The following is a 24766-nucleotide window of genomic DNA, read 5'->3' on the forward strand; positions in this document are numbered from 1 at the left end:
TCCTTGTTACAACGTCGCGCTGATTTCAGCGCTGAGTTCAGTGGTAAGCGCCGCGAGGAAGGCTTGGATCACTTCCTCATTGCGCTTGAAAAAGTGCCACTGCCCGGCCTTCTGGCTGCTGATCAATCCCGCCCGTTGCAAGGTGGCCAGGTGGGCCGACACGGTCGACTGGGACAAGCCGCAGCGCTGGTCGATCTGCCCGGCACAGATGCCGTATTCGTGGTTGTGCACTTGCTCGGGGAACTGCACTTTCGGGTCTTTCAGCCAGGTGAGGATGTCTCGTCGTACTGGGTGCGCCAGGGCTTTTATTATTTCGTCGAGGTCGATGGACATGGCAGGTGCTCGGTGTCGTAAAGCGTTATATCGCGATGAGGCGAACTTTAAATCGTTATATCCCGATATACCAATATGAATTTGCTCTGAGCTCAGGCTGAATCGGTATATCGGGTTATAACGATACGTTGGCGCCAGTGCTAGACTGCGCGGCATGAATTATCTCGCACATCTGCACCTGGGCGGCCAACTTCCTGCGCAACTGCTGGGCAGCCTGTATGGCGACTTTGTCAAAGGCCGCCTGCAAGGCCAGTTCAGCCCGCCAATCGAAGCGGCGATCCAGTTGCATCGCTCGATCGACCGCTTCACCGACAGCCACCCGTTGGTGGGCGAGGCGTTGTCGCGCTTCAGCCTCACCCGGCGGCGCTATGCCGGGATTGTCCTTGATGTGTTCTTCGATCACTGCCTGGCGCGGGATTGGGCGCTGTACGCCGATCAGCCCCTGGAGCACTTCACCTCGCAGGTGTACCGCGTGCTGGCGGCCGAACCGCAGTTGCCGGGGCGGCTGGCGCAGATAGCGCCGTATATGGCGGCGGATGACTGGTTGGGGTCGTACCGCGAGTTCGCGGTGATAGAGCCGGTGTTGCGCGGGATTTCGCGGCGGCTCACACAACCCCAGGAATTAGGGTTTGCGATGCAGGAATTGCGTGAGTTGTATGAGCCGTTGAGTGAAGACTTCCGGATCTTCTACCCCGAACTGCAAGCCTTCGCGCATAACCACCTGACAACACAAAGCTAAATGTGGGAGGGGGCAAGCCCCCCCTCCCACATTTGGAGCAGTGTCTAGCTCATATCACGCGGCAAAGGCTGGTCGCGCCGCTACTTGTTCAGTCTCCGGCATCGGCCCAAACAACGCCTTCTGCACCGCCTGCTGCGCCTGGAACGCCAGTGCCGCACGTTCCTGTCCGGCGCAGGCAATCGGTTTGAGCACGTGGATTTCCACATCGCCCTGATCATTGCCGAACAGGCGCATCAGGTGCGAGAGCAAATCGTCATCGCCAATAAACGGTGCCAGCGGGTCGACCTGCCCATTGCGCAGATAACGGATGGCCACCGGTTGCAGCGACACATCCGCGTCAATCGCACTGGCCAGCAAGCGCCCGTGGAAGGTGCGCAGGCTGCGGCCGTCGGTGGTGGTGCCTTCGGGGAACATCAGCAGCGGGTGCTGTTGTTCCAGGTGGCGGGTCATCTGCTTGCGGATCAACTGGCTGTCGCCCGAACCGCGACGGATAAACAAGCTACCGGCCTTGGCCGCCAACCAGCCGGCCACCGGCCAGGTGCGCACTTCGGCCTTGGACAAAAACGACATCGGCGCCACTGCGCCCAGCAACGGAATATCGGTCCAGGACACGTGGTTGCTCACCCACAGCATGTGCTGGGTCGGCAACTCGCCGTGCACTGTCACGCGAAAGGGCAGGGCATTGGTCAGCCGCGCCATGAAGAACCGCGACCAGCGTTGGCGCCGCACCATCGAGTTGGCCACGCCCAAGCGTTCGAACACGCCAAACACACTGGCCATGCTCAAGCCCAGCGCCACTACCACCAGCACCCGGGCGATGCGCCCGTACACGCGCAGGCGGCTCATCACATGGCCGCCTTGAAGTGGCGCGCATAGCGCGGGCATAGCTCATCGCGCTTAAGCAGGATGAACACGTCGGCGACCTGGAAATCTTCATCCCAGCACGGCTCGCCGCAGATCTTCGCACCCAGGCGCATGTAGGCCTTGAGCAGCGGCGGCATCTCGGCGATCACGTTGGTCGGCAGGTCCAGCGCCGGCAGCGGTTTTTTCGGTTCGGCGCGCAGGTGTTCGTTGCACAGGTAACGTTCGCGCAGGCGCTGCATGATCGCGTGGGCCTGGATGCCGCCGTCGTGCATCGGGATGCTCGCGCAGCCCATCAGGTAGCTGTAGCCGCCCTGGTTGAGCACTTCGGCCAACTCGCCCCACAACACGGCGATGGTGCCGCCGTTGCGGTAGGCCGGGTCGACGCAGGTGCGGCCGATTTCCAGGATCGGGCCCTGCAGATGCAGCAGGCCATGCAGGCTGAATTCTTCTTCGCTGTAGAACCGGCCCAGGGTGCTGGCGGCCTGGTGGTCGAGCAAACGGGTGGTGGCGACGAGTCGACCGCTGTTCAAGTCCCGCACGCCGATGTGGCTGCAGTGAACATCATAGTCATCCATGTCCAGGCCGTGTTCCGCGCCTTTGAGCTTGGCGTTGAACTCGCCGCTGAAGACGTTGAAACGCAGGGCCTGGGCTTCCTGCAAAGCCTTGGCGCCAACCAGGCGTTCGGCTTGCAGACGGCGTTCATTGCCGGTGTCGCTGATGCGGGCGATCTGAGTCATGGCGAATCTCCGAGTGCCAGCCACGTTTCGGCCGGTCGACTTTGTTGTCCAAAGTCAGGCTATGTAGCCCCGGTGTCATCTCCATGAAGTTATGGTGACGCTTGGATGACAGGGCCTCTGTAGCAAATCTGTCATTGCCCTCGGCTAGGCTCGCGGGCTTGAATGCTCCCTTGAGTGTGTGTCCATGGTCAGAGGCCTGCTGTGCGTTTCCCTGCTGTTCGTCACCGTTACCGCCTGCGCTGAAACCTGGCCCGACAAGGACTGGGCCAAGGGCACGCCGCTCGCAGGACCCGCCGTCGAAGCCCTTGACGCCTATGCATTCCCGCCCCGTGACGACACTGCCCGCCAAGGCATTCGCACCGACGCGCTGCTGGTGATCCGCGACGGTGTGGTCATCTATGAACGCTACGCCGCACCGACCACGGCCAGCACGCCACACTTGACCTGGTCCATCAGCAAAAGCCTGATGGCCACGGTGCTCGGCGTGGCCTACGGCGAAAACCGTTTCAAACTGACCGACCCTGCGGCACGCTTTTACCCGCCGATGAAACAACACCCCAAGGTGACCATGGCCGACCTGCTGCACTGGGCCTCGGGCCTGGACTGGCAGGAAGAGTATGAATACGCGCCGCTGAAGTCCTCGGTGGTGGCGATGCTTTACACCCGTGGTCGCGCCGATATGGCCGAGTTCGCCGCCAGCACTGAGTCCTTCAGCGCACCGGGCCAGGCCTTTCGTTATTCCAGCGGCGACAGCAATATCCTGTCCGCCGCGCTCAAGGGCATGCTCGGCCACAAGGCGTACATGAGTTACCCCTGGGACGCGCTGTTCAAGCCGCTGGGCATTCATAACGCCACCTGGGAAACCGATGCCGACGAAACCTTTGTCGCCTCGTCCTATGCGTTCCTCACCGCGCGTGACCTGGCGCGTGTCGGCCTGCTGATGGCCCGCGACGGGCGCTGGGGGGATCAACAATTGCTGCCCAGGGACTGGGTGGCGTTCAACCGCCAACCCTTCGACAAATACACCGCCGGCCAGGACGAAGCCGTCCCCGGTGGCCAATGGTGGCTCAACCAAGGCGCCCCGAGGCCCTGGCCCGACGCCCCCGCCGACACCTTCGCCGCCCTCGGTCATTGGGGCCAGGCGCTGTACGTGATGCCCGACGAACACCTGGTGATCGTGCGCTATGGCGATGATCGCGACGGCAGCTACCGCCACAACGAACTGCTCAAGCGCGTGCTTGCGGCGGTGCAACCATGATGCGTCGTCGGCCGTTTACCAGCCTTTTTCTGGTGCTGTTGCTCGCCCTGTCAGGCTGGGTTTGGCACGAGCGCGTCAACCTGCAAGCCTTCCCCGATATCATCGCGGCGTATACCGCCAAGGAGTACTGCTCGTGCCGCTATGTGGCGAACAATCCAGCCGACTATTGCCGGGGTTATGTGAAGCAGTACGTGCCCACAAGTGGGTTCAGCGATAACCCGGAACGCAGTGAAGTGACGGCGAGTGGCTTGGGGCGTACGCACAGCGCGCGGTGGTTGGGGGATCGACAGGGCTGTCGTCTGAATCCCTGACACAGCGCAAGTCACCCCCCACATTGGATTTGCGCCGTTCGTGACATTGCGCTTAAGGTTCGTGCAGGTTTTTCGCCCCACGAGTCCTTAATGTTCAACGCGTCTGTTATCAAACCCCTGGCCTTCGCCCTGCTGGCCGCTGCCGCGGTGCCCGCCCATGCCGACTGGTACCTGGACAACGAGTCCTCGCGCCTGTCGTTCGTCACCACCAAAAACACCGAGATTGCTGAAGTCCATCGCTTCCTGGTGCTGCACGGCAAGGTCGACAGCAAGGGCGCGGCGCAATTGGAAGTAGAGCTGGAGTCGGTCAACAGCGGCATCCCGCTGCGCGACGAGCGCATGCGCAACCAGCTGTTCGAGATCAAGACTTTCCCCGAGGCGCTGATCAGCGCACAGATCAATCTGCAACCCATCAATGACCTGGCGCCTGGCGCGCAACTGGAACTGCGCTTGCCCTTGAGCGTCACCCTGCATGGCAAGACCCAGACCTACAGCGCCGAGTTGTTGGCCACGCGCCTGGATGACCGACGCTTCCAGGTGGTGACCCTGGAACCGGTGGTGTTGCGTGCGGAGGATTTCGACCTGGCGCCGGGGGTGGCAGCGTTGCGCAAGGCGGCAGGGCTTAAGTCGATCAGTTTGTCGGTGCCGGTGGGTGCGGTGCTGATCTTTACGGCGCGCTGACATGAGCGGCGCAGTGTTCCCGTGGCGCAGCGCCAACCGTTTCGAGTTGTTGATCGACGGCCCGCAATTTTTTCCGCAGATGCTGGTGGGCATTGCCCGGGCCGAGCGGCAAGTGGAGTTGGAATTGTATCTGGTGGAGGCTGGCGCCTGCGCCGAAGCGATGGTGCAGGCGCTGGTGCTGGCCGCCGAGCGCGGCGTGCGGGTGCGCTGCCTGTTTGATGACTACGGCAGCCTGGCGTTTACCCTGGGGCTGCGTAAGCGCCTGACCGACGCCGGTGTGGAGCTGCGTTTCTACAATCGCCTGAGCTGGCGCCGCTGGATGCGCAACCTGTATCGCGACCACCGCAAGCTGTTGCTGATCGACCAGGAAACTGCCGTGGTCGGCGGCACGGGCGTCACCGATGAGTTCTGGACGCCGGGGCAAGACACCGCCGAGTGGCATGAGGTGATGGTGCAGGTCCACGGCCCGCTGGTGCTGGACTGGCAGGCGCTGTTCGAACGGCAATGGCACGCCAATGTCGCGCGCCGGGCGTGGAAGCCCGCCACCCATTTCGGTTTGCCGCGTTTGCCCAAGGTGCCGGCGACGGGGCCAGGCCTGGGCCGAGTGGCCTATGCAGACGCCCGACAGCACCGCGATATCCTGCAATCGCTGATCCGCGCGCTGAACAGCAGCCAGCAACGTATCTGGTTCGCCACGCCGTATTTCCTGCCCACCTGGGGCGTGCGCCGCGCACTGCGTCGGGCCGCAGGGCGTGGGGTGGATGTGCGTTTGCTGCTCACCGGCCCGCGCACCGACCACCCCTCCGTGCGCTACGCCGGACACCGTTATTACCCGCGCTTGCTGCGTGCAGGCGTGCAGATCTTTGAATACCAGCCGTGCTTTTTGCACCTGAAGATGGCGCTGGTGGACGATTGGGTGAGTATCGGCTCGTGCAACTTCGATCACTGGAATCTGCGCTTCAACCTGGAAGCCAACCTGGAAGCGTTGGACCCCGGGCTGACGCAGGCGGTGGCGGCGAGCTTTACCGCGGATTTTGCCCAGAGCCTGGTGGTCAGCCTGGAAGCGTGGAAGGCGCGGCCGTTGTGGCGGCGGGTGAAGCAGCGGGTGTGGGGGTGGATTGATCGGTTGGTGGTGAACCTGCTGGATCGACGCGGCTAGCAAGCACACTGAGGTCAAATGTGGGAGGGGGCTTGCTCCCACATTTTTTGACCGTGTCAGGTGTTAGAGCAGTTCGAAGGTCTGCTGCTGTACGTCCTGGGAGTCCAGCCCGATCTGCACATTGAACTCACCCGGTTCGGCGGCGAACTTGAGCTGGGTGTTGTAGAACTTCAAGTCGTCCTCGGTGATGGTGAAGTGCAGCGTGCGTTCTTCGCCAGCCTTGAGCATGACCTTCTGGAAGTTCTTCAGCTCCTTGATCGGACGGATCATCGAACCCGCCACGTCCTGGATATACAACTGCACCACGGTTTCGCCATCGACCTTGCCGGTGTTCTGCACCGTGACGCTGGCGTCGAGCTTGCCGGTCTTGTTCAGGGTGGTGGACGACAGCGCCATGTCCGACAGGCTGAACGTGGTGTAGCTCAGGCCATAGCCAAACGGGAACAGCGGCCCGGTGGTGTCATCGAAGTACTGTGAGGTGTAGTTGCCCGGCTTGCCCGGGGTGAATGGCCGGCCAATGGTCAGGTGGTTGTAGTAGGTCGGAATCTGCCCCACGGAGCGTGGGAAGGTGATCGGCAGCTTGCCCGATGGGTTGTAGTCACCGAACAGCACGTCGGCAATGGCGTTGCCGCCTTCGGTACCGGCGAACCAGGTTTCCAGGATCGCGTCGGCTTGTTGTTTCTCTTCCAGGATCGACAGCGGGCGGCCGTTCATCAGTACCAGCACCAGCGGTTTGCCGGTGGCTTTCAGGGCCTTGATCAGGTCGCGCTGGCTTTGCGGGATATTCAGGTCGGTGCGGCTCGACGATTCGTGGGACATGCCACGGGATTCACCCACGGCGGCGACCACCACGTCGGCATCCTTGGCGGCCTTGACCGCTTCATCGATCATCACCTCGGCCGGGCGGGTGTCATCCACCACTTCCGGTGCATCGAAGTTGAGGAAGTTGAGGTAGTCGACCACCGCCTTGTCGTTGGTGATGTTGGCGCCACGGGCGTAGATGATCTTGCCTTTTTCGCCGATGACCGCGTTCATGCCGTCAAGCAGCGTGACCGATTGCTCCGGCTTGCCGGCCGCCGCCCAACTGCCCATCATGTCGATCGGCGCCTTGGCCAGTGGGCCCACTAGCGCGATGGTCGCGGACTTTTTCAGCGGCAGGGCGTCGTTCTGGTTCTTCAGCAGCACCAGGCTGCGGCGCGCCACATCACGGGCCTCGGCACGGTGCAGGCGGCTGTCGGCGTAGGTGTCGGCCGGGTCATCCTCGGCCTTGCCGATGCGCAGGTACGGGTCTTTGAACAGGCCCATGTCGTACTTGGCGCCGAGCACTTCACGCACGGCGTTGTCGATGTCGCTCTGTTCGATCTCGCCGGACTTGAGCAGCCCCGGCAATTCCTTGCCGTACAACGAGTCGTTCATGCTCATGTCGATGCCGGCCTTGATCGCCAGCTTGGCGGCTTCACGTCCGTCCTTGGCCACGCCGTGCTTGATCAGCTCGAAGATCGCGCCGTGGTCGCTGACGGCCAGGCCCTTGAAGCCCCAGTCCTTGCGCAGCAGGTCGTTCATCAGCCAGGTGTTGGCGGTGGCGGGCACGCCATTGATCGAGTTCAGCGCCACCATCACGCCGCCGGAACCGGCCTTGATCGCCGCGTGGTACGGCGGCAGGTAGTCCTGGTACATCTTGACCGGGCTCATGTCCACCACGTTGTAGTCACGTCCGCCTTCCACTGCGCCGTAGAGGGCGAAGTGCTTGACGCTGGCCATGATGCTGTCGGCATTCGCGGGGCTGGCGCCCTGGAAGGCCTTGACCATCACTTCGGCAATCCGTGAGACCAGATAGGTGTCTTCACCGAAGCCTTCGGACGTGCGACCCCAGCGCGGGTCGCGGGAGATATCGACCATCGGTGCAAAGGTGATGTCGAGGCTGTCGGCGGCGGCTTCCTGGGCGGCGATACGCCCGGAGCGGCCGATGGCGTCCATGTCCCAGCTGGAGGCCAGGGCCAGGCTGATCGGGAAGATCGTGCGGTGGCCGTGGATCACGTCATAGGCGAAGAACATCGGGATCTTCAAGCGGCTGCGCATGGCCGCGTCCTGCATCGGACGGTTTTCCGGGCGGGTGATGGAGTTGAACGTGCCACCGATGCGGCCGGCGGCGATTTCCTTGCGGATCAGCTCGCGGGGCATTTCCGGGCCGATGCTGATCAGGCGCAATTGGCCGATCTTTTCATCCAGGGTCATCTGCTTGAGCAGGTCGCTGACGAAAGCGTCCTTGTCCTTAAGCGCAGCAGGCTTTGTTTCTGCCCAGACGGGGTGGGTGGCCAGCGTGGCAACAAGGCCGAGCAAACACAGCTTCTTCATGAATATCCTTTTTCGGCTCACTGCACAGCGCTTGGGCTGATCGGCCAAAATGTGGGGAGCGTCTATTGTTGTTCGGGTGTTGTTCAGATAAATGCAGCACACTCTGAACTCTTTATCGCGCTGGGCATCTTTGTAGCTGATTGGCTCGATGCATTCCAGTGGTGGCGGATTATGCCCCAAGCGTGTGGTTTTTAGGGTTAGTCGTCATATTCCATCCAGTTTGGGCAGGAGAAACACCATGCAAGCAGCACAACATTCCCGCTGGGGCCTCAAGGCCGCGGCTTTGCTATTGATCAGCACAGTATTGAGCGGCTGCGGCATCAATAACATCCCGACCTTGGACGAACAGGCCAAGGCGGCCTGGGGCCAGGTGCAGAACCAGTACCAGCGCCGCGCCGACCTGATCCCCAACCTGGTGGAAGTGGTCAAGGGTTACGCCGCCCATGAGCAGGACACCCTGACCGCCGTGATCGAGGCGCGGGCCAAGGCCACCTCGATCCAGGTGGATGCCAGCACCCTGGACAACCCGGAAAAACTCAAGCAGTTCCAGCAGGCCCAGGACGGTTTGAGCGGTGCCCTCAGCCGCTTGATGGTGGTCTCCGAGCGCTACCCGGACCTGAAGGCCAACCAGAACTTCCTGGCCCTGCAATCCCAGCTCGAGGGCACCGAAAACCGCATCGCCGTGGCCCGTCGCGATTTCATCCAGGCCGTGCAGGCGTACAACACCGAGAACCGCACCTTCCCTGGCCGCCTGTGGCACAGCGTGATGTACAGCGACCTGCCGATCCGCGCCACCTTTGAAGCCACCAGTGCCGATGCCGATAAAGCGCCGCAAGTGAAGTTCAAATAAGGCTGCACTGAGGTGTCGATGCGTTTATTACGGATAGGCCTGGCGCTATGGATGCTGGCCTGCGTGGGGGTGGCCCAGGCGGCGCTGACGTTCCCGGCGTTGAGCGGGCGGGTGGTGGACACCGCCCAGATGATCGACCCGGCCACGCGCGAGCACATCACCCAGCAGTTGCAGGCGCTGGAGCAGACCCGTGGCGACCAGATCGTGGTGGTCACGGTGCCCGACCTGCAGGGCGTGCCCATCGAGGACTACGGTTACCAGTTGGGTCGCCAGTGGGGCATCGGCCAGAAGGGCAAGGACAACGGCGCGTTGCTGATTGTCGCCCGTGACGAGCGCACGTTGCGGATCGAAGTTGGCTATGGCCTTGAAGGCGTGCTCACCGATGCGCAGGCCTGGGTGATCATCAACCAGGTGATTGCGCCCAAGTTCAAGGCCGGCAATTTCAGCCAGGGCATCAGCGACGGCGTGGCGGCGATGGTGCAGGTGGTCGGCGGCGAACCGCTGGCGGTGCCGGCGCATGTGGCGGATGCCAACTTTGCCAAGGATAATCCCGGCTTTTCCATCGGCCTGTTCATCCTGCTGATCGGCGTGTTGTGGCTGTGCAATCGCATGGGCCTGCCGGTGGGCGCGATCTTTTTGGCGATCCTCGGCAGCAGTGGACGCGGCGGCGGTGGCGGGGGAGGTGGCGGCGGTTTCCGAGGCGGCGGTGGTGGCTTCGGCGGCGGCGGCGCGTCGGGCGGCTGGTAATGACAATAACTAGAGAGCAACTACAACCATGGCATTACTGACTGAACACGAGCAGCGCCAAGTCGCCGAAGCGATTGCCCGGGTCGAAAAAACCACCGACGCCGAACTGGTCACCGTGCTGGCGGCCCGCGCCGACGATTACGCCTACATCCCCCTGCTGTGGGCCAGCCTGATCGCCTTGGTGGTACCGGGCGTGGTGCATTACCTGTCGGGCTACCTGACCATGTACACCTTGCTGTTGGCGCAGTGGGCGACGTTCATCGTGTTGTGCCTGCTGTTTCGCCTGCCCAAGGTGACCACCCGCCTGATCCCGCGCTCGGTACGCCATTGGCGCGCCTCCAACCTCGCGCGCCGGCAGTTCCTGGAGCAGAACCTGCACCACACCCTGGGCAGCACCGGGGTGCTGATTTTTGTCAGCGAAGCGGAGCGTTATGTGGAAATCCTGGTGGACGAAGGTATCTCCAAGCGCCTGGATAACAGCAGTTGGGATGCCATCGTCAAGGCGTTTACCCAGCAGGTGAAACAGGGGCAGACGCTGGCTGGGTTTATTGCCTGTATCGAGGCGTGTGGCGAGTTGTTGAAGGTGCATGTACCGGTGACACACGCCCGGAATGAACTGCCAAATCGCCTGGTCGTACTCGAATAGAACATCCAGCACCGGAGATCAAATGTGGGAGGGGGCAGTACCGTTGATCAAATAACCCCGTGCCCTGAACCCCCATCCCCCCTAAAATGCCCGGCATTCCCTGCCCGAGGCGTTTTTGTTCATGTCCGTTACCGCTCAACCTGCCAGCCCCGCGCCGGATCATCACGCCCAGTTCATCGAACTGTTGAGCACAAGCCTTGCGCAGAACGCCTTTATCAAGCTGGTGCTGGCCAAATACGTCGGCGACGAAGCCGAGTTGCAGCGGCTGATCATCAAGGCGGTGACCGTCAAGGAGCAGCCGTGCCTGTCCTTCGTCTACCGCTACAAGACCCGCGACATCACCAAGAACTTGGCGCTGGCCGACGGCGTGGCGGCGATTGCCGCGTTGCTGCCGGGCTCGTTCAAGAACGCGCACCTGCTGTCGCTGACCGACGAAGCCCAGTTGGAATACAGCAAGAAGAACAAAAGCTCGCTGTTCAGGAGCAAGCCTCAGCAACTGCGCGAGGCGCCATCGGCCGAGCATAACCGTGAGAAACATCGCTTCCTCGACCTGAGCCGGCCGTTCCTCGCCGACCTGGGCGTGACCGACGCCAGGCAGGCGCTGATCCCGTCGATGTCGCGCAAGTGGAAGCAGATCAACAAATTCATCGAAGTGTTCAGCCATGCGCTGACCTCCTCACCGCTGAAGCTGGACCAACCGGTGCGCGTCGCCGATTTCGGTTCGGGCAAGGGCTACCTCACGTTTGCGATCCACGACTACCTGCGCAACACCCTCAAGGCCGAAGGCGAAGTCACCGGCGTCGAGTTGCGCGAAGACATGGTGACCCTGTGCAACACCGCCGCCGCTCGCCTGGAACACCCGGGGCTGGTGTTCAAATGTGGTGATGTGCGCAGCGTGGCGCCCAGCCAACTGGACGTGATGATCGCCCTGCATGCCTGTGACGTCGCCACCGATTACGCGATCCACACCGGCATTCGTTCCGGCGCATCGATCATCATGTGCTCGCCGTGCTGCCATAAGCAGATTCGCCTGCAGATCCAGAGCCCGGCGCTGCTCAAGCCGATGCTGCAATACGGCCTGCACCTGGGCCAGCAGGCGGAAATGGTCACCGACAGCTTGCGTGCGTTGTTCCTCGAAGCGTGCGGCTACGAGACCAAGGTGTTCGAGTTCATCTCCCTGGAGCACACCAACAAGAACAAGATGATCCTGGCGGTCAAGCGTGCGGAGCCGGTGGACAACGCGCAGTTGCTGGAGAGAATCCAGGAGTTGAAGGCGTTCTATCACATCTCCGAACACTGCCTGGAAACCCTGCTGCGCGCGGATGGCTACCTTAAATAGGGGCTCACGCCGACTTAGCGATCGGCGCAGCCTGCACCGCGGTCTTACGCCCGAGCATCACCGTGACGATGACCCCACAGGCAAACACCCAGGTAATCGGCTCGATATGTTCACCAAAGAACAGCGCCGAAAACGCGATGGTGAAGAAGATCTGCAACAGCTGAATCTGGCTGACCCGCGCAATGCCGCCCATGGCCAGGCCGGCGTACCAGGCGAAGAAGCCCAGGAACTGCGAGAACAGCGACACATAGCCGAACGCCCACCAGGCGCGCATCGAGACCGCGCCTTGGTGCTGCGCCGTCAGGTACCACACCGGGCCGATCAACACGGGCGTGGACAGTACCAGCGCCCAGCAGATCACCTGCCAGCCGCCCATCTCCTTGGCCAACCGGCCACCTTCGGCATAGCCCAGGCCACCCACGGCTATCGCGCCGAGCATCAATAAATCGCCGGCCTGGATACTGCCGGCGCCGGTGATCAATGCATAACTCAACACCAACCCGCTGCCCAGCGCCGCGCAGGCCCAGAAGGCTTTCGACGGCCGCTCATGGGACAGCCACGCCGCATACAGCGCCACGCACAGCGGTTGCAGGCCATTGACCAGTGCGCCATGGGAGGCCGGCAAGGTTTGCATGGCCCACGCCGACAGCACCGGGAAGCCCAGAATCACCCCGGCAATGACCAGGCACAAACCCCGCACCTGGCGCCAGGTCGGCCAGCGCTCGCGGCGCCACAGCAACAGCGCCGCCGCCGGGACCGCCGCGAACAAGGCACGGCCCAGGCCGTTGAGCAACGGGTGGATCTCCTGCACCACGATACGGGTGAAGGGCAGGGTCAGGCTGAAGATGATGACACCCAGCAGGCCGAGGGCCATGCCGGTGTTTTCGCGCGAGCTCATGGGCGGGATCCGAAATCCAGAGGGCTTCAAGGGAAGCCCATCTAGCCACAACCCCCGCCGATTGCGGGCCTACAGCTGGGTGCGGATTTATCCGTACAGTTTTCAGAAGAAGCGCGTGATGCTGATCTTGGCGTCGCGCCCCTTGGTGTAGGCACGGTCGCCGCTCAGGGCCGGACGGAAGTTGTTGTTGAACATATTGTCCAGGGTGAAGTTGACCTCAGTGCCCTTGAGGTACGCTTGCTGCGGCTTCCATTTGGCGAACAGGCCCTGGGTGTTGTAGCGCTTGTTGCCATACTGGTCGTAGAACACGTCGCCGACGCTGGAGCCCGGGCCGCCCGAATATTTGTCGCTGGGCAGGCGGTCGGTGGCGCCGACGAATTGCCCCGTCCAACCGACCTGGGCATCCCAGGCCGGGATGTTGGTCCCTAACACCAGTACCCATTTGGTCGGCGGAATATCGCGTGCCGACACATCCGGCCCCCACGGGTTGGTGTAGGCCCCTTCGTGTTGGCCGGTGGCATAGGCGTACGATACCGAGCCGAACAGGTAGGTGGAGTTATAGAACGACTCGACCTCGAAGCCCTTGATGGTCAGGCCGCCGATATTGCGATAGTTGGACATCGCCCCCGGCGGGCAGGCCGTGGAAATGCTGCCGCCGTTGATGGCCTGGTTCTGGCAGCCCACACCGGTAGCCTTGAAGATCTCGTCCTCGACTTTGTTGTGGAACAGGGTCGTGCGTATTTGCAGGTTGTCATCCTGGGCGATCAGGTTATCGAAGCTGGTGATGTTACCCACGGTGATCGAGGTGATGCGCTCCGGGTCGAGGTCGACGCTGGTGGCGGTGCGGCTGCCCAGGCCCTGCACTTCGTACTGCTCGTCGATCACCGGCGCGCGCCAGGTCTGGCTCCAATTGGCAAACAGCCCGACATGGGGGGTTACCGTCCAGAACAGCGCCAGGCGCGGCGACCAGCCGGTGTAGGTCCGGTCGCTGTAGTCGTGGCCGACGGCCGGGTCGGGGTTGCTGTAGTACGGCGCATCGTTGGCCTCGCCGCGGTTGCGCACGTGGTCGTAGCGCAGCGATGGGGTAACGGTCACGTCCCCCAGGGTCACCGCGTCCTGGATGAAGAAGCTGTTGGTATCGACCTTGCCATGCGGCATGAAGCCCGGTTGGAAATGCCCGTAGTTGTAGAGTGGGGTGTTGTAGGTGGCGCCGGGCATCCACATCTCGGTTTTGCGGGTGTGCTTGCGAATTTGGCCGCCGAGGGTCACTGCGTGTTGCAAGGGACCCGTGTCAAACAGGCTGACGTTACGGATGTCGAGGTTCTTGTCGGTGTAGGCCGTGTCCATCTTGCGCCCGCCGGTGGCCAGCTGGAAAAACGCCGTGGCATCGCGCTCGTCGGTCTGGTCGGTGTTGGACTGGGAATATTTGACGGTCAGGTCCACCAGCGGGTTGTCCAGGGGCTGGTACTCATACTTGCCCGACCACGTGGTGTCGACGGTATCGCGGTGGGCTAAAAAACGCTTGAGTGCCCCCTCGTAGCCGTAGCGGTCAATGTTGGCCTGAGTCGGTGGCGTGGGGTAGCTGGCGGCGGAAAACGGTGTCCAGCGGTTGCTGTGGGACCGTGAGTAGGACAGGCCGACGCTGTGTTCATCGGTGAAGTGCGCATTGACCTTGAACAGCTTGCCGTCCACATCCTGGGCCGTATTGGGCAGGCGTTGGGGGTTGATCGGGTAACGGTTGTTCTCATTGGGCAGCTTGGCGGCCACCTTCATGTCGTCACCGTCGCGTTTTGTCAGGTAGGCCAGCGCGTCGAAACGGCCATCGTCGGTGCGGCCATACACGGCGCTGCTGTAGACCTGTTCGTGGTCGTTGCTGGAATAACCGTACTTGAGCATCGCACCGCTGTTGCGACCGTCCTTGAGCAAATCCGGGGCATCCTTGGTGGTCATGTTCACCGTACCGCCAAAGCCGCCGTTCCCGCTGAACGGCGAGTTGGGGCCTTTCTCCACTTCGATGCTCTTGATCAACTCAGGCTCGATAAACACGGTGCCTTGCTGGTAGCGCTCGAAACCGCTTTTGGTCGCGCCATCGACGGTCAGCGGCACGTCTTCGGCATCGCCGAAGCCACGGATGTTGATGGTCTGACCGCCGGGTTTCAGTGAGCCACCCTGGCTCACGCCGGGCAGGGTCTGCAACAGGCTGGGGATGTTATTGGCCTGGTAGCGATCGATATCCGCCTGGCTCAGGGTGGAGCGGCCGACGGTGCTCGAGTCGACATGATTGCCGGTGCCGATCACGCTCAGGGTGTCCAGCTGGATCGCGCCGCTCTGGGTGGTCTTGGCCTCTTCGGGCTTTACCACGTATGTGCTGCCGACCTTGATCAGGGTGAACTCACCGTTTTTCAGCAGGCTGCGAATCGCAACTTCCGGTGTGAAGTCACCGTTGAGCGCCGGTGCCTGCACGTTCTTGAGCAGCTCCTCATCGAACAACAGCTGGATCTTCGCGTGCTGCGCTACTTGGCTCAGGGACGTGGCCAGCGCCTGGGCGGGCAGTTGCAGGGTGAATGACTCGGCTTGGGCGCCGAGGCTGAACGCCAGGCAGGTGGCGATAAGGGTCGGTCGAAGATACAGGTGCGAAGCGTGGCAAGGCGCGCGAAACATGGAATCCCCCGGAGCGGCCAAATGGCCAAAAAGGTGTGCTGATCAGATACAGACCGGAGGAAGACGGGGCAGGCAAAAAAATCCACACCTGCGAATGCAAAATATTCTCAAATAAGAACTTCGCAGGTTATTTGCTCGGTTCAATCCGCACGATGCCATCGGCCGAGACCACGGTTTTCACCGGCAACAGGGCTGGCAGGGCGTTAAGCAGGGCGTCCGGATCATTCACGTCCAGATTGCCCGAGACTTTCAGGTGCGCTACCGCGTTGCTGACCTGCAACGGTGCCTGCGGGCGATACAGGCTAAGTTCATCGATCAGGCTGGCCAGTTCACGGTTGCGGAACGACAAGTGCCCGCTGCGCCAATCGGCGACTTCTTCGGCCGTGAGGGTTTGCTGTTGCAAGGTGCCCTTGGCGTAGCTGTAGATGGCGCGTTGCTGGGCCCCGAGCAGAGAGACGGGGCTTGTGGCGGACGGCTCGAAAGCGACCTGGCCGTGGGCGACGCTGACCACCAGTTGCTGCTGGCTGCGGCGCACATCGAAGCCGGTGCCGACCACCCGCACACTGGCCTCGCCGGCTTGAACGAACAGCGGCCGCTCTTTGTCGGCCGCCACTTCGATATACACCTGGCCCTTGTCCAGGTGCACGATGCGCTGGTGGGCGCTGAAGTCCACGCGCAGGCGGGTGTTGGCATTCACCGACAGGGTGCTGCCATCGGGCAGGTTCAGGGTGCGCATGCCCTTGGCATGGGCCGCCACCTGGCTGTGATACAACTCGCGGGGCGCACCGATGTGAGGGGCCAATACGGCACATAGCACGGCGGCGGCTACGGCCAGGGCCGGGCGCAATACCGATGCTTTGCGCTTGGGCAGCGCCACGGGTTTGTTCAGTTGCTGCAACTGGGCCAGGTCGGCCCACAACTGCTCGAATTCGGCATAGGCGCGGGCATGGGCCGGCGTGGCCTGCCAGGCGGCAAAGGCCTTGCGATCGGCACGGCCTGTGTCGTTCCGGTTGCGCGCAAACCAACTGGCGGCTTGGGCATCGATGGCGTCACTGGCTTCGATATCCAGGCCGTCGGTGTCGCTCAGGCGGTTCATTCTGGCTGCTCCGTGCCGGGGTCGTTTTGAAGGCGTCGCTTGCAATGCAGCAGGGCAAAAGCGATGTGCTTTTCCACCATGCTCGTCGAAATACCCATGCGCTCGGCGATCTGCGCCTGGCTCAGGCCTTCGAAGCGGTGCAGCATAAGGGCTTCTCGCCGGCGGGGCGAGAGTTCGGCGAGGACTTCTTTCAACTGTTCCAGGCGTTGCAGGCGCTGGGCGGCGGCCATGGGGTCGTTTTGCTCGTCGGTGATCGGTTCCGCGTCCCTGTCGGCCTGATCTGGGTGGACGGTCTGCCGTACCTTCTGTTTGCGCCAGTGATCACGCAGCAGGTTGCGTGCCATCTGGAACAAAAATGCCCGTGGCTGTTCGACCTTGGCCCGGTCGCGGTAGTCCAGCCACTGGGTAAAGACGTCCTGGGTCATGTCCGCCGCGTCGCTGGCGTTGTCCGTGCGTCTGCGCAGGAAATACAGAATATCTGCATAGAACCCGCGAAAGGCATCGGCCGACACCGGGTCGGGCTTGGGACGAGACATGGATATCCTTCTTGACGAAGCACGACGTGGAAAAGTCGCGAATGATATCGAGAACCATTGTCATTTGTCTCTATTTTAGACGGGCCCGGATTAAAATATGGGGAGGAGGCAAACCCCTCCCACATAAGGTCGCAGTTTTACCGCAGCAAGGTCTTCAGTTGTTCGATCCCTGCTTCACCCAATGGAAACACCGGCAAACGAGGTTCGCCCGCCTCCAACCCGGTCAGGCGCAGCCCGGCCTTGATCGTCGCCGGCAACCCGCCCTTGAGGATGAACTCCAGCAACGGCAACTGCCGATAAAACAGCTCGCGCGCCTTGTCCAGGTCATTGGCCAGCACCGCCGCATACAACGCCAGGTTCAGGTGCGGGATGAGGTTTGGCGCCGCCGTGCACCAACCCTTGGCTCCGGCCGCGAAGGCTTCCAGGGCCAGCGGGTTGCAGCCGTTGTAGAACGGCACGTCGCTGTGGCGCCGCAGTTGATGCATGCGTTGAACGTCCCCGGTGCTCTCCTTGACCATCGTCACGTTTGCCACCTGCTTGACGATACGCAGGATCAGATCCACCGACATGTCCGTACCGCTGGTGGCCGGGTTGTTGTAGAGCATGATCGGCACGCCGATGCTGTCGCCGATCGCAGCGTAGTGGGCGAGGATTTCCGCCTCGCTGAGCTTCCAATACGAGGCCGGCAGCACCATCACCACATCCGCGCCATTGGCTTCGGCGTAGCGGGCGCGGCGCACGGCCTTGGCGGTGGTCAGGTCGGAGACGCTGACCACCGTGGGCACGCGCCGGGCGATTTTTGCCAGGCTGTAGGCGCTGACTTCGTCCCACTCGGCATCGCTCAAATACGCACCTTCACCGGTGCTGCCCAGAGGCGCGATGGCGTGCACGCCGCTGTCGATCAAACGGTCGATGGAACGACCGAGGGCGTCGAGGTCGATGCGCTGGCCGTCAGCGCTGAACGGGGTGATGGTGTAGCCGATGATGCCGTGAATAGTTGGGCTGGACATGGAAAGTCTCCGGTAGAAAAAGGTCGGGTCAGTTCAGGCAATCGGCGTGCTGGCGCAGGTTCTGCCGCACGTAGTAATTGAACGCGGCGCCGTGGCGCTTGGGTCGGGAAATCCAGGCATGGGCTTCGCGCCCCAGTTGCGGCAGGATCGGCTTGATCGCACCGGCTGCCATGGCGAGCAACTGCAACTTGGCCGCGCGTTCGATCAACTGCGCGATCACGCACGCTTCCTCGACACTCCCTCCGGTCGACAACTGGCCGTGGTGCGACAGCAGGATCGCGCGCTTGTCGCCCAGGGCCTCGGTGATGATTTCCCCCTCTTCATTGCCCACCGGCACGCCCGGCCAGGCCTCCAGGAACGCGCAGTCTTCGTACAACGGGCAGAGGTCCATGTGGGACACCTGCAACGGCACTTCCAACATCGACAGCGCAGCGATATGGGTCGGGTGCGTATGAATAATGCAATTCACATCCGCTCGCCCGCGGTACACCCAGCTGTGAAAGCGGTTGGCCGGGTTGGGGATGCCGTGACCTTCCAGCACCTCAAGATCCTCGTTGACCAGCAACAGGTTGCTGGCCGTGATTTCATCAAAACCCAGGCCCAGTTGCTGGGTGTAGTAGGTGCCCTGTTCAGGCCCGCGCGCGGTGATCTGCCCGGCGAGGCCGGAGTCGTGGCCGTGTTCGAACAGGATTCGGCAAGTGAGCGCCAGCTTTTGCCGGACGGTCCACGTATTATCCGCCAGGGTGTTTTGCATCTGGACCAGCGCTTGCTTGACCAGTTGGTCTTTGGGGAGTGCTAATGTCTTGGCCATATCGGTGTCCTTTGGGTGGTTCAATGGACGTCGGATTTGCTGGTCTCCCGCTGCTCGCAAGGTCGTTGGGTGAGGCAAATGACACTAATGATGCTATATGACACAAAGTGTCATTGGCAAGCGCAGCTTATCGCTTCTGCATGGATTAACCGCAGCACATGTCTATCCGTTTGAAATTATTGAGGAAAAAACTTGGCGTAACCTTGGAGGCCCTGGCTGAAAAGTCCGGGATGACCAAGAGTTACCTGTCCAAGGTCGAGCGTGGGCTCAACACGCCGTCGATTGCCGCTGCGCTGAAACTGGCCAAGGCGTTGAACGTGAAGGTCGAAGAACTGTTCAGCGAAGACCGCGTCAGCCTCGACAGCTACAGCCTGGTGCGCAGCCATGAGCGGCCCGACACCGCGCCGGGTTACGCAGTGCTGGCCCATCAGGTCAGTGAGCGCAGCTTGTTGCCGTTCATCATCTACCCGCCGGCGCAATTCTCCGACAAGACCTTCAAGGAGCACCTTGGAGAGGAGTTCCTGTTCGTGCATGAAGGGGCGGTAGAAGTGGATTTCATGAACGAACGGGTGATTCTGGAGCGCGGCGATGCGCTGCATTTCAATGCGCAGAAGCCGCATCGGCTGCGTTCGGTAGGGCCTGTGCAGGCGCAGCTATTGGTGGTTGTACACAGCTCGCAAGAATGACCGCGCTGACGGTTTGAAATGCGGTCGGTATGGGCGGGAGCAAGCCCCTCCCACCGGTGGCTCAACGTTCGACAGGTACCGACAGTGCGGGGTCACCCAACGGATGCGTGCGCGCGGCAAAAAACTTCAACTGCGCGCCACTGCCATCAAACAACTGCGAATACCGCCGCTTCTGCTGGCGAATAAACCCGTCGCTGCGGCCCGATACCGAGATCGCCAGGGTCGCGGGGCGGGCCTGGCGAATTGCATCCACCACGTGTTGATCCTGCGTTCCCAGGTCATGGCCAAAGATGCACAGCGCGCCCTCATGGCTCAGCAACTGTTCATAGCAGAACGACAGGTAATCCGAGCTGCGGATGGTCTTGAGCTTCTCTTGCACCGTGCCTTCGTTGATAAACAGCGGCACATCGTCCAGGGTCTTGATCGTGTTGTTGATCGCAAAGCTGCTGAGCAAGGTGCTGTCGGTGCTCGGCAATTTGCGTGCGGTGCCGTCAAGGTTGCGCACCAGGTGCAGGCCGCCGTGCAGGTAGAGGATGCGCGTGCTATCGGTGTGGGTGTTGCGCAGGTCGAAGCTGGCATCGGCGCTGCGGAACAGGTCGTCGATGCCCGGCGTGTGCAGGATCGCCCAATAGTTGAGCAGGTCGTAATTGGTGGTGAACACGCTGGTGTAGGTCGCCAGTTCGCGGTTGATCGTCGCCAGCGTCGACGGCTGCACCAGGCGCCACGGAATGTGCACGGCGTGGATGGTATTGATCAGCGCTTCCTTGATCGCGTAGTAGCGATTACGCGGTGCCGCCGAGCTGACCGCCAGGGCCTTGTTGACTCGGCTGGTGGTTTTCAAGGCCCCCAGGGTCTGCTCGAAGCTGCGGGTCTGCAGGGCGTCGAACACGCTGAGCTCGGATGGGCCCAGGGGTTTTTCTTCGACGGTGCGTGCGTTTTCGAACAGCGAGTCGTAGGCAAAGTCTTCCCAAATCGTGCGGCTCGCGCCATTGCCGATCAGAATCCCACTGAAGGCGGTGCGGCTGCGCAGGGCGCTCCAATCTTCAAGGTGGGCGTCAATATCCTGGAAATCCTTCATTGCTGTGGGTCTACTCGAAATCGGCTGGATGGCGACTTTATCACGAGCCGGCGTTGATCCTGGTCAAGATGCCGCAGGCAGGTGAGGTTGATGCTGTAGGCATACACGTCATCCGAGGATTCGCCATGAGCAGCACCTTCTTCATTCCCGCCGTCAACATCATGGGCACCGACTGCCTCGACGAAGCCATGAATGCCATTCGCAACTACGGTTTTCGCAAAGCGCTGATCGTCACCGACGCGGGCCTGGCCAAGGCGGGCGTGGCCGGCATGATCGCCGAGAAGTTGGCGATGCAGGACATCGATTCGGTGATCTACGACGGCGCCAAGCCCAACCCCAATGTGGAAAACGTCGAGAAAGGCCTGGCGTTGCTGCAGCAGAGCGCCTGCGATTTCGTGGTGTCCCTGGGCGGCGGTTCGCCCCATGACTGTGCCAAGGGCATCGCCCTGTGCGCCACCAACGGCGGGCATATCAGCGACTACGAAGGGGTCGACCAATCCAGCAAGCCGCAGATGCCCCTGGTGGCGATCAACACCACCGCAGGCACCGCCAGCGAGATGACGCGTTTCTGCATCATCACCGACGAAACCCGCCACGTGAAAATGGCCATCGTCGACCGCAACGTCACGCCACTGCTGTCGGTCAATGACCCGAGCCTGATGGTCGGCATGCCCAAGGGCCTCACCGCCGCCACCGGCATGGACGCCCTGACCCACGCCATCGAAGCCTACGTGTCCACGGCGGCCACCCCGATCACCGACGCCTGTGCGATCAAGGCCATCGAACTGATCAGCGCCAACCTGCGCCTGGCCGTACGCGACGGCAGCGACAAGGCCGCGCGGGAAAACTTGGCCTATGCCCAGTTCCTCGCAGGCATGGCGTTCAACAATGCCTCCCTCGGTTTCGTGCATGCCATGGCCCACCAACTCGGCGGTCTCTATGACCTGCCTCACGGCGTGTGCAACGCGGTGCTGCTGCCCCATGTACAAAGCTTCAACGCCAGCGTCAGTGCCAAGCGCTTGAGCGATGTCGGCCGCGCGCTGGGTGTCGACGCCAAGGGCACCACTGACGAAGAGGGCGCCCAAGCCGCCATCGCCGCCATTCGCAGCCTGTCCCAGGACGTTGAAATCCCCGCCGGCCTGCGCGAACTGGGGGCCAAGTTGCAGGACATTCCGCTGCTGGCTACCAATGCATTGAAGGACGCGTGCGGGCTGACCAACCCACGGCGCGCCGATCAGCGTCAGATTGAGGAGATCTTTCGTAGCGCGTTCTGATCTGTCCGGCAACTGGCGGTGCACATGAACGCGCCGCCAGCCAATGCCACGCACAAGAGCGCCAATGGCCAAGCCTGCTGGCTCACCAGCAGGCTTGCTACGCCGCCGATCAACGCGGCCATCAACTGATGCATGAAGCCACTCAAGGCCATGGCATAGGAACCGCTGACCGGCGACTGATCATTAGCCAGTGACAAACTGATGGGGTAACTCATCGATTGCCCAAATACTGCCAGGCAATACGGCAACCACAACAACAGCGCGATCCCGCTGGCAAATACACTACCCAACAGCATCAGCGCCGTTCCCATTAACGCCAGCGCCACGCCCCAGCTCATCATCGTCAACCGCCCCATCCGCGCGACGAAGCGGTTGACCATCAACGCCCCCGCCAGATAGGCCCCGCTGATCGGCCACCCCAGCCAGCCGTACTGCGCCGCGCTCCACTCGAAGCGCCCTTGCAGTATCAGCGGAGCACAGGTGTTGAAGGCAATGATCACCCCATAGCCCAGCCCACCGGCCAATGCTGCGTGTAGAAAGGGGGGATGCCGCACAATCGTGGTGTAGATCCGCCAGGCTGAGTCTGGCGAATCAGCCTTCATCACTGACGGAAACACCACCCTTTGCAGCACAGCAATCAACGTGAGGGCACTTATTGCCAACCCATAGAAAATGGCCTTCCAGCCGAAGGCCGCCTGCAACAGCGCCCCCATGAACTGGCCGATACCTAGCGCGATTACAAACGTCATCCCCAGCCACGACAACCCTCTGGCCAAAAGCGCCCCGCTGAAACTGTCCCGCACCAACACCCTGGCCATGACCGCGACTCCACCCGCGCCCAAACCCTGAATCAGGCGTAATGACAAAAAAGACTCGACGTTAAATGCCGATGGAATCGCCGCGCTTGCCGAGGCATATACCGCCAGCGCCGCCAGCAGGACCGGCTTTCTGCCAAAACGCTCCCCCAGGCTGCCCCAGAGCAACATCGGCAGCGCCATGCCCACCAGGTACACGGCCAGGGCCAGTGCGACGTAGTCCTCGGCGGCGAGCAGGGACTGGGCGATGACCGGCACAGCGGGCAAATAGCTGCTAATGCCGACTTGGGCGAGGAAGGCGGCGCAGCAAGCGAGGGCGAGACGGGTGGTGTTTTTCAAGGGGAGGCGTCCTGCGCCTTAAGTTCTGCGTACGTCATCGTAAGTCGATTCCTCCGTATGGATCCGAACAATGATTGATGTTTATGCTCATTGAGAAATAAGAGTGAGTATGTGGCGGTTGTTTATAGTAGGTGCGCAATTTATTTTGCGTCTTTATGTTCCTGTATTAAGGCTGTCAGTGTGGAGCAAAACAACTCTACTGTTTTAGGGCTCATGTCTGCCCGAAGAGTTATACGTAATGCTGCTTTTTCCTTGGGCACGACAGGAAAAAATACGGCAGAGGTGAAAAATCCGCTGTCAGCCAGTCGCATAGCGAGTTTGTTCGCTTTTTCAGCCTCGCCGCAGGTTACCAATCGTATTGCGGTGTCGGCACCCTGTTGTTCAGTGTGGATAAGGCTGTCGAATAACCGGATATTGGTTTGAAGCTGTTCTTGAAGCACGGATAGCTCGGTTGTTTGATGTATTTTTATTGACGCCAGCCCGGCTCCTATAGCGGCAGAATTGAGACTTTGGGACCAGTTACTGGGCCCGCCGTATCGATACATTAGACTTTTCTGTCTTTCGCTACCGAACATGATCATTCCTCCACTGGCACCAAATGATTTGCCTAGAGAGGCCACGATTAAGGTTTTATTGTCTATCTCTTGCAAGCGCGGCCGGATAAAACCGGCCCCTTTATCTCCAAATGCGGACAAGGCGTGGGAGTCATCCAAATAAAGGAACAGTCCGTAACGCGCCTTCAAGTAGAGCAGGCTATCGATATCTGCGACTCCACCCATGCTGTATATGCCGTCTGCTATGTAAGCTACATTTTTACGTTTTTTGCACAAGTCTTCAATCCAGCACATGTCATTGTGAGGCGCGGTTTTTACTTCTGTTTCATCTGCGCACGAGGCTTTAATATGATTCATTGAATAGTGGGAATATTTGTCGAATATCATTGTGGGTGGGGAGTTATTGGTAAATACGCCGCTGGCGAGCATGGGCAAGAGTCCGGAGCTGGCCGCACTACAGGACAAAGTGCTGAGGCAGATTGAGTTGAAAAGGCCTGATAGCTCTGTTTCATATCGTTCAAGTATTTCAAGTTTGCATCGATTTTTTGAGTTTGCAATGCGAAGTGTTTTGGCTTTCTTTTATTCCTTGGATAGCCCCTTTTAGTATCTTTGGGTTATAGTCGAGGCCAAGATATGATGTTGTGCAAAAGTGATGAAGTTTTCGTCCGTACTGATCAATAAGTTGGTTGTTGCTTTTGACTTTTACATTAAGTTCGCAAATTCGGCCTGACTGTGCTGAGTGCCAGTCTCTGTCGGCAAGGTCGATCAGTTTTTTGTAATTTGTGAACTGGTTTTTTGAATGAATATTTTCCATTGTTTTTACCTGTCCTTAGGGAAGGCAAAAACAGTAAAGGGGAAATTTTGATAAGGTAAGTCAGATATTTCCCATGCAAGCTACTCCGAATGGATATTTTGTTGTGAGTAAGGTCCTACATTTTGTAAGTCCCAATGGACATCCGACCGATTCTTATGTGCATGACTCAACGTAG

Annotated in this window: 23 protein-coding genes and 1 pseudogene; 11 read left to right on the forward strand and 13 right to left on the reverse strand. The window is 60.9% G+C overall.

Annotation, left to right across the window (positions count from 1 at the left end):
* Positions 1-6 precede the first annotated feature (6 nt).
* Positions 7-333 carry an ArsR/SmtB family transcription factor gene (locus tag B9N88_RS08705; protein WP_027604388.1) on the reverse strand — a complete coding sequence of 109 codons (327 nt, stop codon included), beginning with the start codon at positions 331-333 and terminating at the stop codon, positions 7-9.
* 154 nt (positions 334-487) lie between these two features.
* On the opposite strand from B9N88_RS08705, the gene B9N88_RS08710 reads away from it, so the two are divergent.
* Positions 488-1072 (forward strand): acyl carrier protein phosphodiesterase, encoded by a 585-nt coding sequence (locus tag B9N88_RS08710; protein WP_027604387.1) that lies wholly within the window; start codon positions 488-490, stop codon positions 1070-1072.
* A 54-nt stretch (positions 1073-1126) separates the two neighbouring features.
* Here the strand turns inward: B9N88_RS08710 and B9N88_RS08715 are convergent, their stop codons facing one another.
* Both B9N88_RS08715 and olsB read right to left on the reverse strand, forming a co-directional pair.
* Entirely contained in the window at positions 1127-1918 is a 792-nt protein-coding gene (locus tag B9N88_RS08715) for a lysophospholipid acyltransferase family protein (RefSeq protein WP_027604386.1), read from the reverse strand.
* Entirely contained in the window at positions 1918-2673 is a 756-nt protein-coding gene (gene olsB, locus B9N88_RS08720; protein ID WP_027604385.1) for an L-ornithine N(alpha)-acyltransferase, read from the reverse strand. Before olsB ends, B9N88_RS08715 begins: the two co-directional genes overlap by 1 nt.
* A 184-nt stretch (positions 2674-2857) precedes the next feature.
* Here olsB and B9N88_RS08725 point away from each other — a divergent pair, with 184 nt between their 5' ends.
* The 4 genes from B9N88_RS08725 (at position 2858) to B9N88_RS08740 (ending at position 6082) form a co-directional block, all read left to right on the forward strand.
* On the forward strand, positions 2858-3931 hold the full coding sequence (locus B9N88_RS08725; RefSeq protein ID WP_027604384.1) for a serine hydrolase domain-containing protein: 1074 nt from the start codon (positions 2858-2860) through the stop codon (positions 3929-3931).
* Positions 3928-4242: a hypothetical protein gene (locus B9N88_RS08730; protein ID WP_027604383.1), complete on the forward strand. Its 315-nt coding sequence runs from the start codon at positions 3928-3930 to the stop codon at positions 4240-4242. The genes B9N88_RS08725 and B9N88_RS08730 overlap by 4 nt, the downstream gene beginning before the upstream one ends.
* Before the next feature lie 90 nt (positions 4243-4332).
* Positions 4333-4923 (forward strand): YceI family protein, encoded by a 591-nt coding sequence (locus tag B9N88_RS08735; protein ID WP_027604382.1) that lies wholly within the window; start codon positions 4333-4335, stop codon positions 4921-4923.
* Between the two features lies 1 nt (position 4924).
* Positions 4925-6082, forward strand: a complete 1158-nt coding sequence (locus B9N88_RS08740; protein ID WP_027604381.1) for a phospholipase D-like domain-containing protein — start codon at positions 4925-4927, stop codon at positions 6080-6082.
* 63 nt (positions 6083-6145) lie between these two features.
* Here the strand turns inward: B9N88_RS08740 and bglX are convergent, their stop codons facing one another.
* On the reverse strand, positions 6146-8437 hold the full coding sequence (gene bglX, locus B9N88_RS08745) for a beta-glucosidase BglX (RefSeq protein ID WP_027604380.1): 2292 nt from the start codon (positions 8435-8437) through the stop codon (positions 6146-6148).
* A gap of 238 nt (positions 8438-8675) precedes the next feature.
* Between bglX and B9N88_RS08750 the strand changes: the two genes are divergently transcribed.
* From B9N88_RS08750 to B9N88_RS08765, 4 genes are all read left to right on the forward strand, one after another.
* Positions 8676-9287 carry a LemA family protein gene (locus tag B9N88_RS08750; protein WP_027604379.1) on the forward strand — a complete coding sequence of 204 codons (612 nt, stop codon included), beginning with the start codon at positions 8676-8678 and terminating at the stop codon, positions 9285-9287.
* Positions 9288-9305: 18 nt separating this feature from the next.
* A complete protein-coding gene (locus B9N88_RS08755) occupies positions 9306-10034 on the forward strand; it encodes a TPM domain-containing protein (RefSeq protein ID WP_027604378.1) in 729 nt (242 codons plus the stop codon).
* A gap of 28 nt (positions 10035-10062) precedes the next feature.
* Positions 10063-10680 (forward strand): TPM domain-containing protein, encoded by a 618-nt coding sequence (locus B9N88_RS08760; protein ID WP_027604377.1) that lies wholly within the window; start codon positions 10063-10065, stop codon positions 10678-10680.
* A 121-nt stretch (positions 10681-10801) separates the two neighbouring features.
* Positions 10802-12019, forward strand: coding sequence for a class I SAM-dependent methyltransferase (locus B9N88_RS08765; protein ID WP_027604376.1), 1218 nt, complete (start codon positions 10802-10804; stop codon positions 12017-12019).
* Between the two features lie 4 nt (positions 12020-12023).
* On the opposite strand, the gene B9N88_RS08770 is transcribed toward B9N88_RS08765, so the two are convergent.
* From B9N88_RS08770 to B9N88_RS08795, 6 genes are all read right to left on the reverse strand, one after another.
* Positions 12024-12917, reverse strand: a complete 894-nt coding sequence (locus tag B9N88_RS08770) for a DMT family transporter (protein WP_027604375.1) — start codon at positions 12915-12917, stop codon at positions 12024-12026.
* Between the two features lie 102 nt (positions 12918-13019).
* A complete protein-coding gene (locus tag B9N88_RS08775) occupies positions 13020-15578 on the reverse strand; it encodes a TonB-dependent receptor (RefSeq protein WP_027604374.1) in 2559 nt (852 codons plus the stop codon).
* 127 nt (positions 15579-15705) lie between these two features.
* Positions 15706-16674 (reverse strand): FecR family protein, encoded by a 969-nt coding sequence (locus tag B9N88_RS08780; protein ID WP_027604373.1) that lies wholly within the window; start codon positions 16672-16674, stop codon positions 15706-15708.
* A complete protein-coding gene (locus B9N88_RS08785) occupies positions 16671-17210 on the reverse strand; it encodes an RNA polymerase sigma factor (protein WP_027604372.1) in 540 nt (179 codons plus the stop codon). Before B9N88_RS08785 ends, B9N88_RS08780 begins: the two co-directional genes overlap by 4 nt.
* A gap of 137 nt (positions 17211-17347) precedes the next feature.
* Positions 17348-18220 (reverse strand): dihydrodipicolinate synthase family protein, encoded by an 873-nt coding sequence (locus tag B9N88_RS08790; protein ID WP_027604371.1) that lies wholly within the window; start codon positions 18218-18220, stop codon positions 17348-17350.
* 28 nt (positions 18221-18248) lie between these two features.
* Complete coding sequence (locus B9N88_RS08795; RefSeq protein WP_027604370.1) at positions 18249-19031, reverse strand: aldolase; 783 nt, start codon at positions 19029-19031, stop codon at positions 18249-18251.
* A gap of 158 nt (positions 19032-19189) precedes the next feature.
* Here B9N88_RS08795 and B9N88_RS08800 point away from each other — a divergent pair, with 158 nt between their 5' ends.
* The gene (locus tag B9N88_RS08800) at positions 19190-19717 is read left to right on the forward strand and encodes a helix-turn-helix domain-containing protein (protein WP_027604369.1); all 528 of its coding nucleotides are present in this window, start codon (positions 19190-19192) and stop codon (positions 19715-19717) included.
* A gap of 61 nt (positions 19718-19778) precedes the next feature.
* Here the strand turns inward: B9N88_RS08800 and B9N88_RS08805 are convergent, their stop codons facing one another.
* A complete protein-coding gene (locus B9N88_RS08805) occupies positions 19779-20795 on the reverse strand; it encodes a DUF4917 family protein (RefSeq protein WP_027604368.1) in 1017 nt (338 codons plus the stop codon).
* Between the two features lie 125 nt (positions 20796-20920).
* Between B9N88_RS08805 and yiaY the strand changes: the two genes are divergently transcribed.
* Positions 20921-22069, forward strand: a complete 1149-nt coding sequence (yiaY, locus tag B9N88_RS08810; RefSeq protein WP_027604367.1) for an L-threonine dehydrogenase — start codon at positions 20921-20923, stop codon at positions 22067-22069.
* On the opposite strand, the gene B9N88_RS08815 is transcribed toward yiaY, so the two are convergent.
* The gene (locus B9N88_RS08815) at positions 22036-23223 is read right to left on the reverse strand and encodes an MFS transporter (protein ID WP_027604366.1); all 1188 of its coding nucleotides are present in this window, start codon (positions 23221-23223) and stop codon (positions 22036-22038) included. The two genes, yiaY and B9N88_RS08815, sit on opposite strands and share 34 nt — an antisense overlap.
* 140 nt (positions 23224-23363) lie before the next feature.
* Positions 23364-24591 (reverse strand): annotated as a pseudogene (locus B9N88_RS08820) (aminotransferase class I/II-fold pyridoxal phosphate-dependent enzyme).
* Positions 24592-24766: the final 175 nt, after the last annotated feature.

The sequence above is a fragment of the Pseudomonas sp. LAMO17WK12:I1 genome (assembly GCF_900177315.1).
Lineage (GTDB): Bacteria > Pseudomonadota > Gammaproteobacteria > Pseudomonadales > Pseudomonadaceae > Aquipseudomonas > Aquipseudomonas marginalis.